The organism is Actinosynnema sp. NPDC059797 (assembly GCF_042732085.1).
GTDB lineage: Bacteria > Actinomycetota > Actinomycetes > Mycobacteriales > Pseudonocardiaceae > Actinosynnema.
On sequence record NZ_JBHWIE010000007.1, the window covers coordinates 23,265 to 36,197 of the forward strand.

A 12,933-nucleotide genomic window follows, 5' to 3' on the forward strand; every position below is an offset into this window, starting at 1 on the left:
GGCGTTACGCGCCGCCGAGCGAGGCCAGCCGCTCGAACAGGAACGACCGCAGCCCGTCCAGGTCGGTGTCCAGGGCCACGTCCAGGTTCGCCGGCCCCGGGACCTCCCACCGCCGGTCCACCAGCAGCGCGCCCCGGTTCGGCCCGAACGAGCAGTCCACGTCCGCCGCGAACGGGGTGGCCGCGAGGATGCCCGGCCGGATCGCCTCGGCCACCGCGACGGCGTCGTGCACCACGATGCCGTCCAGGCCCAGGATCCGGCGGTAGGTGTCCAGGTACTCGCCGGTGAGGCCGACGAGCGCCGCGCCGGTCGCGGAGGTCCGCGCCAGCTCCGCCAGCCACTCCGCGCCCACCGCGCACCGGTGGGTCAGGTCGACCGGCACGACCGTGGTGGGCACGTCCTCCTCGACCAGCACCCGGCGCGCGGCCTCGGGGTCGCACCACAGGTTGAACTCGGCGCCGGGGGTGACGTTGCCGCTGTCCACCCCGCCGCCCATGACGACCAGCCGGCCGATCTTCTCCTTGAGGCGGGGGTGCGCGGCCAGCAGCAGCGCGACGTTGGTCAGGGGTCCGATCGGGACGATCGTGACGGGCCGGTCGGCCGCCTCCAGCAGCTCGCGCATCAGCGTGACGGCGTCGCGCGGGTCGGCGGCCCGGGTCGGCTCGGGCAGGGTGCCGCGCGCGCCGGACAGCCCGTCGGAGCCGTGGGCGCTGGACAGCCTCGGCTGCGGGTGCACCAGCGGGCGGTCCGCGCCCGCCGCGACCGGCACGTCCTCGCGGCGCAGGAGGGCGCGCAGGCGCAGGGCGTTGGCCGTAGTGTCGGCCAGGGGGACGTTGCCGAACACCGTGGTCACGCCGAGCAGTTCGACCTCAGGGCTGGCGGCGGCGAGCGCGAGGGCGAACGCGTCGTCCACGCCCGGGTCGGTGTCGATGATGAGGGGGGTCGTCACGTGCACCATCCTGGTCCGGCGGTCGAGGTCCGGCCGCTCGGGGGCGACGAGTGGGCGCTGTGGCGGTCGCTGCGGCTGGCCGCCCTGCGGGAGGCGCCCCACGCGTTCACCTCCCGCTACGAGGACTGGGCGTCGGTGTCGGAGGCGCGGTGGCGGCAGCGGCTGTCCGGGTGGCTGAACGTGGTGGCCGTGCTGGACGGCGGGCACGTGGGCATGGCCAGCGGCAAGGACGGCGACCCCGTGCTGATGGCCTCGCTGTGGGTGGCGCCGGCGGCGCGCGGGCGCGGTGTGGGCGACGCGCTGGTGGAGGCGGTGGTGGCGTGGGCCGCGCCCCGGTCGGTGGAGCTGTCCGTGTCGGCGGGCAACGACCGCGCGCGGGCGCTCTACCTGCGCCACGGGTTCGTCGAGGTGGGCGGGGGACGCCTGGTCCGGGCGGGTGCGGGCGCCGCCGGTTAGGGTGCCCGCATGACGAGCATGTGGGGAGCCCCGGTGTGGCGCAGGTGGCGCGGTTCGCGCCGTGACCCCGCGCAGGCCCGCTTCCTCACCGCGGCGTCGCTGCGCTGGGTCCTCCGGCACCGCGCCTACACGCCCTGGTACCTGGTGCGGTACTGGCGGCTGCTGCGGTTCCGGCTGGCCAACCCGCACGTGGTGCTGCGCGGCATGGTGTTCCTGGGCAAGGGCGTCGAGCTGCACTGCCGCCCCGGCTACGGCCGGCTGGAGATCGGCCGCTGGGTGCACATCGGCGACGGCAACGCCATCCGCTGCCACGAGGGGTCGCTGCGCATCGGCGACAAGGCGGTGTTCGGCAAGGACAACACGGTCAACTGCTACCTGGACGTGGAGATCGGCGCGGCGACCCTGGTCGCGGACTGGGTCTACATCTGCGATTTCGACCACGTCACGGCCGACATCACGCTGCCGATCAAGGACCAGGGCATCGTGAAGTCGCCGGTGCGCATCGGCCCGGACTGCTGGCTGGGCACGAAGGTCACGGTCACCCGCGGCACGCGCATCGGGCGCGGCTGCGTGGTCGGCGCGCACGCCGTGGTGCGCGGCGACGTGCCGGACTTCAAGATCGCCGTCGGCATCCCGGCCCGCGTGGTCAAGGACCGGCGCGAGGACTACGAGGCCGACGCGGTGCGCCGCGCCGCCGTCGCCGACATGGCGCGCAAGGCCGAGGAGGCCCTGGAGCGCTCGCGCAACGGCTCCTCCTGACGCCCCCTGGGGCCCTCAGCGGGTCGTGGGCGGCCGGTCCGGCGCTCCGGGCGGCGCCGGGAACAGCTTCGAGACCAGGTGCCGCAGCAGCGCCCCCGCGCCCGGCGGCTCGGCGACGGCCGCGGTCGTGGTGGCGGTCGTGGTGGTCGTGGCCGCCGCCGACCGCCGCGCCGCGAAGTGCCGCGCCACGACCTTCGCCACCACCGGGTTCAGCCCGTACTTCGCCCTCAGCTCGCGCAGCCGGACCGCGGCCTCCGCCAGGTCGTGCTCCCGGCGCAGCGAGCGCCGCAGGTGGTCCGCCAGCACGGCCTCCAGCGGCGACGCCCGGGTCCACAGGTCCTCGAAGTGGGCCTGGAACACCCTGGCGGTCGGGGTGCCGTCGAGCCGGTTGGGGCGGTCGCGGTCGCCGTCGCGGTGGTTGAGCACGGTGCAGTGCCCCTTGCCGGTGAACACGTGGTAGGACAGGTCGTCGCCGCCGAGCCCCGGCGCGACGCGGACCTCGACGCCCCGGCCGAGGAGTTCCGCGCCCGCCTTCAGGCAGGCGTGGTGCTGCCCGGTCACCAGGCGCACACCCCGCTCGCCGTTGATGCGCTGCCACTCGACCTGGAGGTCGCGCAGCGCCTCGTCGTGCCCGGCGGGCCGGAGGTTGGGCACGAACGCGTCCAGGCGCTCGACGTCCTCGCTCCGCGAGAGGCGCAGCACGGTGTCGAGGTAGCTCCGCCGCGGCACCCAGCGGGACAGCGCCCGCGGCACCGCGCGCCGGCGGACGGCCCGGCGGGCGGCGACGGCCGCGGCCACCAGGCACCCGCCCGTGATCGACGCGAGCAGTTGGTCCCAGGGCACGGCTACACCTCGTCCGGCAGGTCGTGCACGAAACCCGGGTACGGGTCCGCGCGGTGCTCGTTCATGGTCTGGGCGATCTTGGCGGCCTCCGCCTTGAGGTCGGGCACGTAGCGGGTGAGGTTGCCGCGCACGCTGTGCACGACCACGCCCAGCGCCGCCTCGACCCGGCCGTCGGCGTCGAACACCGGGACGGCCACCGAGCACGACCCGAGCGTCATCTCCTCGTTGGTCAGCGCGTAGCCGCGGGCGCGGGTGAGCGCCAGCTCCCGGCGCAGCCTGCCCGGTTCGACGATGGTGTGCCGGGTGCAGCGCGCCAGCGGCCGCGCGCAGTAGGTCTCGATGAACTCCTCGCTCGCGAACGCCAGCAGCGCCTTGCCCACGCCGGTCGGGTGCATGGGCAGCCGGGTGCCCTCGCGCGAGATGATCGGCACGGCCTTGTGGCCGGTGAGCTTGGCGATGTAGAGCGCGTCGTGGCCCTTGCGCACCGCGAAGTGGATGTTCTCCTTGCTGCGCTCGTAGAGGTCCTGCATGAACGGCAGCGCGATCTCCCGCAGCCGGCGCGGCACCGGCGACAGCAGGCCGACCTCCCACAGCCTGAGGCCCACCTGGTAGCGGTTGTCCGCGTTGCGCTCCAGCGCCCGCCACGCCTCCAGCTCGCCGACGAGCCGGTGCGCCGTGGCCATCGGCATGTCGCACCGCGCGGCCAGCTCGCTCAGCGTCAGCGTCGGGTGCTCGACGTCGAACGCGCCGAGCAGGTCCAGCGCGCGCGAGGTGACCGAGCGGCCGTTGCCCCCGTTCCCCATCCCCGTCCGTACCTCCGGATCAGTGGTTCCCCGTCACCACCGGAGGATCCTCGCGACGCGCGAGTAGGCACAGACCTCGGTTCCGTTCGGCGGAAACGGCCCCGCGCGACCCTGGTCGAAGCATGATCGAACAGAAGGGGCGGCGGCCGGTGCGCGGCCCGGTTCCGCTCAACGGAACCGGTGTCACGGCGCGCCGGGGCGCGGGAGCCCGCGCACCACGAGGTCGACGGTGGCGACCAGGAAGTCGTCGGCGACGGGCCGGCCGGTGACGAGCAGGTGGAAGTAGGGCGGCCCGAGCACCGCCTCGACCACCCGCTCCGGGTCCACCGGCGCGATCTCGCCGCGCTCGACGGCGCGCCGCACGACCGCGCCGTCCACGTCGAGCCGCTCGGCCCAGAACGCGCGGGTGGTGGCGGCGAGGGCCTCGTCGTGCGGCGACAGCGCGACGGCGGCCCGGACGACCGCCTGCACCTCCGCCGTGGCCAGGTTGCCGATGGCGTCGCGCGCCAGCGCCAGCAGGTCCTCGCGCAGCGAGCCGGTGTCGGGGATCGGCACCCGGGCGGCGGCACGGGCCCGGACGGCGTCCAGGAGCAGCGCCTCGCGCGTGCCCCAGCGGCGGTAGAGGGTCGTCTTGTTCACGCCCGCGCGCCTGGCCACGCCCTCCAGGCTCAGGCCGTGGTAGCCGGTTTCCGCGAGTTCGGCGAGCCCCGCTTCGAGGACGGCGGCGCGCACCAGCGCGCTGCGCCCACCGGGGCGGCGTCGTGGCTGTTCGGGCACGCCGGAGAACCTTAACGCAACTCGTGGTTGCGCGAAGCGGCGATCACCCGGAGACTAAAAGCAACATCAAGTTGCTTTTGGGAGGCTCGTCATGGGGGACCACAGTCGACGCGCGGTGCTGGGCGGGGCGCTCGGCGCGGGGGTGGCCGCGGTCGCCGCGCCCCGGGCCGCGGCGGCGGGCGGGCGCGGCCGGTACGCGGGCAAGGTCGTGCAGATCACCGGCGGGACGTCCGGGATCGGCGAGGCGACGGCGCGCGCGTTCGCGGCGGAGGGCGCCAGGGTGGCGTTCTGCGGGCGGCGGACCGCGCTGGGGCGCGAGGTGGAGCGCGGCATCCGGTCGGCCGGCGGCGACGCCACCTACATCGAGGCGGACGTGCGCGACCCGGCGTCGGTGCGGCGCTTCGTGGACGGCGCGGTGCGGCGGTACGGCCGGGTGGACGTCGCGTTCAACAACGCGGGGGTGCAGGTCAGCTCCCGGCTGCACGAGGTGACGGTCGAGCAGTGGGACGACGTGGTCGACACCAACGCCCGCGGCGTGTTCCTGGCGATGAAGCACCAGGTGCCGCACATGCTCGCGGCGGGCGGCGGGCACATCATCGTGAACTCGTCGGTGGGCGCGGACGTGGGCAGGCCGGACCTGTCGACCTACCAGGCGACCAAGCAGGCCGTGCGGGCGCTCGTGCGGTCCGCGGCGCTGGAGTACGGCGGTGACGGCATCCGCGTCAACGCGATCCTGCCGGGCATCACCGACACGCCCATGATCCGCCCGCCCGACCTGGACGACGCCACGTGGGAGCGGGCGAAGGCGGCCCTGGGGCAGCTCAACGTGGACGGCCTGAAGCGGGTGGCGTCGCCCGCCGACATCGCCCGCGCCGTGCTGGCCCTGGCCTCCGACGAGCTGGGGTACCTGACCGGGGCGGCGGTCCCGGTGGACGGCGGCGTCGCGGCCGGGCGGCGGATGCTGCTGCCGGAGCTGCCCTCCTGACCCCGCCGCCCGCACGGCCCGCCCGCACGGCCCGGCCGCACGGCAGGATGGGGCCGTGCGGCCGGGTGAACTGGTGGGGTTCCGGGAGAGCGCCCCCTACGACTGCGGGGTCGTGGAGTCGACCGACCTGGCGCTGCTGCCCGACGGGCCCGGGTGGAGCGCCCGGGAGAACGCCGGCGGCCTGGGCGTGCGGCGGCTGACGTGGCACTGCCCCGAGCCGGACACGACGCCGACCGCGCCCGCGCCGTTCCCGGCCCTCCACCTCGACGAGCCCGTCGACTCCTGCCGCACGTTCGGCCTGCGCCACCGCGAGGTGGCGGTCGCGGACGACCCGGCGCACGGGGCCGTGCCGCACGTCTGAGCCCGCACGCCCGGGGCCACGCGTCTGGAGCCGCACGTCCGGGGCCGCACGTCCGGGGCCGTACTTCCGGGGCCGTACTTCCAGGGGCCGCCCCGCCTACAGGAACGCGTTGCCCGTCGCGATCTTCGGCCGCCCCAGCGGCTCGCGGGGCCGCACCCGCGCCGCCCGGTAGACCTCCGCCGTGTCCCGGGCGATCGTCGCCCAGTCGAAGTCCGTCGCCAGGCGGGCCTTCGCCGCCCGCGCCCGCCGCGCCGCCGCCGGCCGGTCGTCCAGCACCGAGCGGACCGCCCGCGCCAACCCGTCCACGTCGCCCGGCGCGAACGACAGCCCCGTCACCCCGTCCACCACGACCTCGCCCAGCCCGCCCGCGGTCGAGGCGACCAGGGGCGCGCCCGCCGCGGCCGCCTCCAGCGCCACGATCCCGAACGGCTCGTACTTCGACGGCAGCACCACCGCGTCCGCCGCCGCCAGCAGCGCCGCCAGCGACCGGTCCGGCAGGTGCCCCGCGAACGTCACCGCCCGCCGCACCCGGTGCTTGCGCGCCTGCTCCACCAGCCAGTCCCGGTGCGTCCCGGACCCCGCCACCACCAGCCGCGTCCCCGGCCGCGCCCGCCGGACCCTGGGCAGGGCGGCGATCAGGTCCTGCACGCCCTTCTCCCACTCCAACCGCCCGAAGAACAGCAGCAGCGGCTCGCCCGACGGGCTGTGCCCGGCCCGCGCCGCCGCCACGTCGGCCGCCCGAACCCGCCACCGCCGCGGCTCGATCCCGTTGTGCAGCACGGTGATCCCGTCCGGGTCCACCTCGAACAGGTGCGCCACCTCCGCGCGCATCGCCGCCGAGCACGTGATCAGCGAGTCGGCCCGGTTCGCGAGCCACCACTCCACCGAGTGCACCTGCTGGTTCAGCGGCTGCGACAGCCACCCGCCGTGCCGGCCGGCCTCGGTCGCGTGCACGGTCGCCACCAGCGGCACGCCCGCCGCCTCGGCCAGCGCGACCGCCGGGTGCGTCACCAGCCAGTCGTGCGCGTGCACCACGTCCGGCCGCCAGCCGTCGCGCGCCAGCGCCAGGCCCGCGCGCGTCATCGCGTGCCCCATGGCCAGCGTCCACGCCACCAGGTCCCGCTCGAACGCCAGGTGCGCCGGGTCCTCGGCCACGCGCACCAGCCGCACGCCCTCCACCACCTCGTCGGACGTCGGGTGCGTCACCGCGTCGGTCCCGGTGGGCTGCCGGCACAGCACGACCACCTCGTGCCCCTGCGCGGCCAGGCACGTGGCCAGCGCGTGCACGTGCCTGCCCAACCCGCCCACGACGACCGGCGGGTACTCCCACGACAACATCAGCACGCGCATGGCCCATCCTCCCAACCGCCGGCCAGCCCCCGGGCGTCGAGGTGCCCGAACGGCCCGTCCACCCGCCGCAGCTCGGCGGCCCGGTCCGCGCCGCGCCCGGCCCGCAGCAGCGCGGCCAGCTCGGCGAACCGGTCCGCGTGCGCCTTGGCCCGGTACCGGGCGTAGTCCGCGGCCGAGTCCTTGGTGACCATGAACGCCCAGTCGCTGGACAGCGCCAGCAACGCCTCCCGCACCGCCTGGTCGGCCACCGGCGAGCGCACCGGCCCGGACAGGTCCAGCGCCAGCAGCTCCCGCTGGACCTGCTCGTTGCCCTGCACCACGTCGGCGACCTGCGGCCCGTTCCACACGCGCCAGTCCTTGCCCGAGCCCCACGACGACGGCGGCAGCTCCACCGGCTCGCCCACGTGGCCCGCCTCGACCGCGCCGCGCAGCGTCGTCACCCGGACCCCGGCCTCCGGCAGCGCCCGCAGCACGGCCTCCAGCCACGCCGGGCCCTCGTGCCACCAGTGCCCGTACAGCTCGGTGTCGTACGCGGCGACGACCAGCGACGGCCGGCCGTGCCGCTCCCTCAGCGCCCGCAGCCGCGCCACGACGGTGGCCACGAAGTCGGCCGCGTGCCGCCGCACCGCCTCCGCGGCCTGCTCCGGGTCGTACGGCCGCTTGTCCTCCGGCGCCACGTGCTTGCCGGTCACCCGGGACGGCTTGAGCCCGCTGGGGTGGTCGTAGGTGTGGAAGTCCCGGTACGCCGGGTCGCCCGGGTAGCCGACCTTCGGCGACCACACCCGGTAGGACACCTCCAGGTCGCGCCCGAAGCACACCACGCCCGAGTCGCCCACCGGCTGGCCCGCGGCGGTGTCGCCGTGCAGCGCCGGGCCGTCCACCAGGAACCGCCGCACGCCCGCCCGCGCGTAGTCGCGCTCCAGGCCCGGCGCGTACGCGCACTCCGGCGCCCAGATGCCCTCGGGTGCCGAGCCGATCCGGTGCGCGGTGTCGGCCAGCCCGGTGCGCAGCGAGAACGCCCGCAGCCGGGGGTCCAGCAGCGGCTGGAACGGGTGCGCGGCCGGGCCGCCCAGCAGCTCGACCGCCCGCGCGTCCACGAGGGACCGCAGCACGGGGGAGAAGCCGTGCCGCCACCGCGACTCGAACCGCTCCAGCGCCCACGCCGAGTCGCGGTGCTCGCGCGCGGCCAGGTCGGGCAGCCGGTCGGCGGCGCCGTGCGCCCGCAATTGCCAGTTGCCCAGCCAGTCGTGCAGGCCGCGCAGGCAGTACGGGTCGTCGAGCTGCGCGGCCAGGACCGGCGTGACGCCCAGCGTCAGCACGTCCTCGCGCCCCTCGGCGGCGAACCGCTCCAGCAGGTCGACCACGGGCAGGTACGAGTGCGCCCACGCCTGGTACAGCCACTCCTCGCCGACCGGCCACGCGCCGTGGTGCGCGAGCCAGGGCAGGTGGCTGTGCAGGACCAGGCAGAACGTGCCCTCGGCGGTCACGGCCGCACCGCCACGGCCACCAGGTCGAGCGAGGCGTCCAGGTCGTCGGTGGTGATCTCGAAGTCCTCGCTGCGCACCGACGCCACGGCCGCCAGCAGGTCGGCCGGCCACTCGCCGCCGCCCAGCACCACCTCGACCTGCGCGTCGATGATCGACCCGCCGAACGCCTCGTCCAGCGCGCGCAGCGCGGGCCCGTGCCGCAGCCCGGCCAGCAGCTCGACCTCCAGCCCCGCGCCGACCAGCAGGTCGCGCAGCTCCGCCGGCGCCAGCTCGCGGGTGTGGAACGGGTTGAGCGGCGTGTCGCGGCCGGGGGAGAAGGTGATCCGGTTCGGCGTGGTGACCAGCAGCCGGCCGCCGGGCCGCAGCACCCGCGCGCACTCGGCCAGGAAGCCCTCCTGGTCCCACAGGTGCTCGATGACCTGGAGGTTGGCCACCACGTCCACGCCCGCGTCCCGCACCGGCAGCGCCGCCAGGTTGCCGCGCACCGCGGCCAGTTCCGGGTAGGCGCGGCCGACGTGCGTGGCGGTCGCCTCGTCGTAGTCGAGCGCGACCACCCGCGCGGCCCGGCCGGCGATCAGCGCGGCGCCGTAGCCCTCGCCGCACCCCGCCTCCAGCACCACGGCGCCGGCGCAGTGCCGCACCAGGTCCAGGTACGCCGCCTCGTGGCGCCTGAACCAGTAGTTCTCCTCGACGATCCCGGGCACGGTGCGCTCACCGGTGAGGGGCAGCGGCTCGACGGTCACCCGACCAGACTAGTTGCCCGTTACTCGCGGGTAGGCACGGCCCGGCTATCGGGTTGTCACTAATTCGGGCGAAGTTTTTTGTATTGGTCACTTTCTGTTGGTGATGCGCGGGTTTCCCACGCTGCGCGCGCCTCTGGGCAAAACAACACCATCGGGTGACCTCGGGGCTTCCGGGGTTGATCTCCCACGATGGTGTTTGTCCTGATCCCGGCGCGCATCGGCCCGGCGCCGGCCGGGTAGTCCGGGCTGGTCATGTGCTGGATGGGGTGCCGGGTGATCGGTACCCTCGGCCAATCTTCGCGAACGAGTGGGGCCGCCATGGGTGCGAAAGAGCCGGAGATCGTTCCGCTGCACGCGGGTTTCGACGTCGTCTACCGAGGTTTCCACCGCAAACAGGTGATCGAGCACTTGGAGAACCTGGAGGAGCAGCTCAAGTACGCGTGCGTCGATCGCGACGAGGCGCTGGCCCAGGCGGCGGACCTGCGCAAGCTGCTGGAGATGACCAGGCACGACCTGGAGGAGGCGCGGGCGCGGGTCGAGCGGCTGGAGCGGTCGCCCGGCACGACGGCCGGCGCCACCGAGCGGATGCACCGGATGCTGGTGATGGCCGAGGACGAGGCCAACGAGCTGCGGCTCAACGCCGAGCGCGACGTCGAGTCGCTGCGGCAGCGCACCGAGGTCGAGCTGGCCGAGCGGGTGCGCGAGGTGGAGGCGCGGATCGCCGAGAGGTGCGCCGAGGCCGACGCGTACGCCCGCGAGCAGCGCGAGATCTCCAACCGGCGTGCCGCCGAGGTGGACCAGCGCGAGATCTCCGTGGAACGCCACCGCGTGGAGGTCGAGGCGCACCTGAAGGCGCGCGTCGAGGAGGTCGAGGCCGAGTGCGACGCCGCCGCGGCGCGGGCGCGGGAGGCCGCCGACCGGCTGCTGCGCGAGACCGCCGAGCGGTGCCGCGAGCTGGAGGCCGAGTCGGACGCCAAGCGCGCCAAGGTGCAGAACTTCTTCGAGCTGACCATGAACCGCCGCCGGCACGAGGCCGAGCAGCACTTCGCCGAGCAGGAGGAGCTGGCCAAGGCGCGGGCGGCGTTCCTGATCAAGCTGGCCGCCCGGGAGGCGCGCCGGCGCATCGACGAGGTCCAGCGGCGGACCGACGAGCTCCAGGAGCTGCGCCGGGTGGTGGCCGACCAGTTCGCCGCGTCCCGGGAGGCGCTGGAGGAGGCGGCGTGCCGCGTGCCGAACCTGATCCCGGAGCAGGCGACGGCCGAGCAGGCCGACGCGGCGGTGGGCCAGGCGCTCCGCGACGGGCAGGCGCGCGACGGCCAGGTGCTCGACGGGCAGCCTCGTGACGGGCAGGCGCGCGACGGCCAGGTGCTCGACGGGCGCGCGGGCGCGGGTTCGGCGGACCGGCGGGTGGGAGCTTGACGGTCCCGCGGAAGCTCCCGGTCCCGTGGCGGCCCCCGGTCCCGCCCCTGGTGGCCGGGCCGGTGGTGGCGCCCGTCGCGCGGCGTGCGGAGCCGGAGCCGGTGCCGGAGCCGGGACCACGCGCCGAGGCGCTCGTCGGGTAAGGGGTGTGCTGATGTCCGGTGCGGTCGCGTTCGGGCTGTGCGCCCTGTCGTTCGCGGCGGGGTGCGTGGTGACGGCGGTCATGCTCCGCCGCGAGCCGCCGCCGCTCGCGCCCGAGGTCGGGTCCCCGCCGTCGCCGGTCGCGGTGGAACCGCCGGCCGAGGCGCGGTGGCCGCCCGAGGACTACGCGAGCAAGCCGATCCACCGCAACCCGGTGATGGGCTTCCCGACCGCGCTGCCCGCGCCGGAGCCGACCAGGCCCGTCCTGGTGCTGGTGCCCGGCCTGGAACCCGGGGAGCCGGTCGAGCCGACCAGGGTGCGCCGGATGCGCGTGGTGCCGGACCCGCCGGAACCACCGGCCGAGCCCGAGCCGCCGGTCCTCGCGCTCGCGGAGCCCGACCCCGACGCGCCCGACCGGTCCGCGAACGCGGGAGCGCCGGCGCACCCCGGACCCGTCACCGGGCCGGAGCCGCCGGCGCCCACCGCCGAGCCTCCGTTGGCGGAACCACCGCCCTCGTCGTTCCCGCTGCCGGACGCGACCGAGTTCCGGCGGCGCTACCTGCGCACCTTCGAGGCCGCCCGCCGCGGGCCGGACCAGTAGCCCGGACTCCGGCGGGACCGGCCGCGCGGTGCGATCCGTCCGCGTGCGGTCTGTCTGCGTGCGACCTGTCCGCGCGTGGTCGTGCGACCCGTCAGCGCTTGCGGAACTTCCGCAGCACCTCTTGCGCCTTCGCGCGCTTGTGAGGGTCGCGCGCCGCGAACTTGGCCTGTTCGACCAGCCGCCGCCCCTGAGGGCTGCGGGTGAATGCCGCGATCTTGCTGAACAGCGAAGCCATGATCCACCTCCTTGCCCTGCCCGGGTGTCTCCCAGCCAAGCTTCCCCGTCCGCTCAACGCCCAAACCCGATGCGGAGTTCCGAACCGGTCTAAACCGGCGAAACGGTCACCCCCACCGCGCCCGGCCCGACGTGCGCGCCGATCGCCGAGCTGACCTGGGTCAGCATGAACCGCCGCACGTTGGGCAGCTTGTCGCGCAGCGCCTGCATCACCTCGCGCGCCCGCTCGGCGGCGTCGAAGTGCTCGACCGCGATGTCCACCGCCTCGCCTCCCGCCCGCCGCACCGCGATGTCGACCAGCTTGCGCACCGCCCGCTCGGCGCCGAGCACCTTCTCCAGCGGCGCGATCCGCCCGTCCTCCACGGTCAGCAGCGGCTTCATCGACAGCGCCGACCCGAGCAGCGCCGCCGCCCGGCCGATCCGGCCGCCCCGCTTCAGGTACTCCAGCGTGTCCACGTAGATCAGCTCGGTGCTGCGGGTGACGGTGTGCCGCGCGGCGGACAGCACCCGGTTCACGTCGCCGCCCGAGGCGGCCACCGTGGCGGCGGCCACGACCGCGTACCCGAGGCTCATCCCGCACGTCTTGGTGTCCACCACGTGCACGGGCACCCGCACCTGCGTCGCGGCCTGCCGCGCCGCCTCCACCGTCTCCGACAGCCCGGTCGACACGTGCAGGGACACGATCGCCTCCGCGCCCGAGGCGGCCGCGTCGGCGTAGGCCCAGAAGAACGCGCCGGGGTCGGGTGGCGAGGTGGTCACGTCGAGCTGCTCGCGCAGGGCTCCCACCAGCTTGGGCACGGGGACGCGGTACTCCTCGTCGACCCAGTCCCCGATGCGCACCTGGATCTGCGCCACCGTGATGCCGAGCTTCTCGGTCAACTGCGGCGGCAGGCACGCGGTGGAGTCCGTGACAATCGCTACGCGCCGGTACATGGGCCCGAACCTAGCCCAACAGGGGGAGCGGCTGTAACGCCGCGACGAGGGCGGACGACATTCCGCGAATATCGTGAAACCGACCAGTGAGC

The 12,933-nt window shown here is 75.3% G+C and carries 15 protein-coding genes; 6 read left to right on the plus strand and 9 right to left on the minus strand.

Annotated elements, in window-relative coordinates; all coding sequences use genetic code 11:
* Positions 1–4: 4 nt before the first annotated feature.
* On the minus strand, positions 5–958 hold the full coding sequence (locus ACFV4N_RS04050; RefSeq protein ID WP_499671010.1) for a nucleoside hydrolase: 954 nt from the start codon (positions 956–958) through the stop codon (positions 5–7).
* On the opposite strand from ACFV4N_RS04050, the gene ACFV4N_RS04055 reads away from it, so the two are divergent.
* Both ACFV4N_RS04055 and ACFV4N_RS04060 read left to right on the plus strand, forming a co-directional pair.
* Positions 950–1,405 (plus strand): GNAT family N-acetyltransferase, encoded by a 456-nt coding sequence (locus tag ACFV4N_RS04055; protein ID WP_499671011.1) that lies wholly within the window; start codon positions 950–952, stop codon positions 1,403–1,405. The two genes, ACFV4N_RS04050 and ACFV4N_RS04055, sit on opposite strands and share 9 nt — an antisense overlap.
* A gap of 9 nt (positions 1,406–1,414) precedes the next feature.
* Complete coding sequence (locus tag ACFV4N_RS04060) at positions 1,415–2,164, plus strand: acyltransferase (RefSeq protein WP_499671012.1); 750 nt, start codon at positions 1,415–1,417, stop codon at positions 2,162–2,164.
* Between the two features lie 15 nt (positions 2,165–2,179).
* On the opposite strand, the gene ACFV4N_RS04065 is transcribed toward ACFV4N_RS04060, so the two are convergent.
* The 3 genes from ACFV4N_RS04065 to ACFV4N_RS04075 form a co-directional block, all read right to left on the minus strand.
* The gene (locus ACFV4N_RS04065) at positions 2,180–3,007 is read right to left on the minus strand and encodes a hypothetical protein (RefSeq protein ID WP_499671013.1); all 828 of its coding nucleotides are present in this window, start codon (positions 3,005–3,007) and stop codon (positions 2,180–2,182) included.
* Between the two features lie 2 nt (positions 3,008–3,009).
* Positions 3,010–3,810: an IclR family transcriptional regulator gene (locus ACFV4N_RS04070; protein ID WP_499671014.1), complete on the minus strand. Its 801-nt coding sequence runs from the start codon at positions 3,808–3,810 to the stop codon at positions 3,010–3,012.
* A gap of 183 nt (positions 3,811–3,993) precedes the next feature.
* Entirely contained in the window at positions 3,994–4,587 is a 594-nt protein-coding gene (locus ACFV4N_RS04075; RefSeq protein WP_499671015.1) for a TetR/AcrR family transcriptional regulator, read from the minus strand.
* 91 nt (positions 4,588–4,678) lie between these two features.
* On the opposite strand from ACFV4N_RS04075, the gene ACFV4N_RS04080 reads away from it, so the two are divergent.
* Positions 4,679–5,572, plus strand: coding sequence for an SDR family NAD(P)-dependent oxidoreductase (locus ACFV4N_RS04080; protein ID WP_499671016.1), 894 nt, complete (start codon positions 4,679–4,681; stop codon positions 5,570–5,572).
* A gap of 55 nt (positions 5,573–5,627) precedes the next feature.
* Positions 5,628–5,933, plus strand: coding sequence for a hypothetical protein (locus ACFV4N_RS04085; protein ID WP_499671017.1), 306 nt, complete (start codon positions 5,628–5,630; stop codon positions 5,931–5,933).
* Positions 5,934–6,029: 96 nt separating this feature from the next.
* On the opposite strand, the gene ACFV4N_RS04090 is transcribed toward ACFV4N_RS04085, so the two are convergent.
* From ACFV4N_RS04090 to ACFV4N_RS04100, 3 genes are read right to left on the minus strand one after another with little or no spacing between them, the layout of a single operon-like run.
* Positions 6,030–7,283, minus strand: a complete 1,254-nt coding sequence (locus ACFV4N_RS04090) for a glycosyltransferase family 4 protein (protein WP_499671018.1) — start codon at positions 7,281–7,283, stop codon at positions 6,030–6,032.
* Entirely contained in the window at positions 7,271–8,770 is a 1,500-nt protein-coding gene (locus ACFV4N_RS04095; protein WP_499671019.1) for a 1,4-alpha-glucan branching protein domain-containing protein, read from the minus strand. The genes ACFV4N_RS04090 and ACFV4N_RS04095 overlap by 13 nt, the downstream gene beginning before the upstream one ends.
* Positions 8,767–9,513, minus strand: a complete 747-nt coding sequence (locus ACFV4N_RS04100) for a class I SAM-dependent methyltransferase (protein ID WP_499671020.1) — start codon at positions 9,511–9,513, stop codon at positions 8,767–8,769. The genes ACFV4N_RS04095 and ACFV4N_RS04100 overlap by 4 nt, the downstream gene beginning before the upstream one ends.
* 318 nt (positions 9,514–9,831) lie before the next feature.
* Between ACFV4N_RS04100 and ACFV4N_RS04105 the strand changes: the two genes are divergently transcribed.
* Entirely contained in the window at positions 9,832–10,932 is a 1,101-nt protein-coding gene (locus ACFV4N_RS04105; protein WP_499671021.1) for a hypothetical protein, read from the plus strand.
* Positions 10,933–11,086: 154 nt separating this feature from the next.
* On the plus strand, positions 11,087–11,674 hold the full coding sequence (locus tag ACFV4N_RS04110; RefSeq protein WP_499671022.1) for a hypothetical protein: 588 nt from the start codon (positions 11,087–11,089) through the stop codon (positions 11,672–11,674).
* A gap of 91 nt (positions 11,675–11,765) precedes the next feature.
* Here the strand turns inward: ACFV4N_RS04110 and ACFV4N_RS04115 are convergent, their stop codons facing one another.
* Together ACFV4N_RS04115 and ACFV4N_RS04120 are read right to left on the minus strand one after the other, a co-directional pair.
* Positions 11,766–11,909, minus strand: coding sequence for a hypothetical protein (locus ACFV4N_RS04115; protein WP_499671023.1), 144 nt, complete (start codon positions 11,907–11,909; stop codon positions 11,766–11,768).
* Positions 11,910–11,998: 89 nt separating this feature from the next.
* Entirely contained in the window at positions 11,999–12,841 is an 843-nt protein-coding gene (locus tag ACFV4N_RS04120) for a DegV family protein (RefSeq protein WP_499671024.1), read from the minus strand.
* Positions 12,842–12,933: the final 92 nt, after the last annotated feature.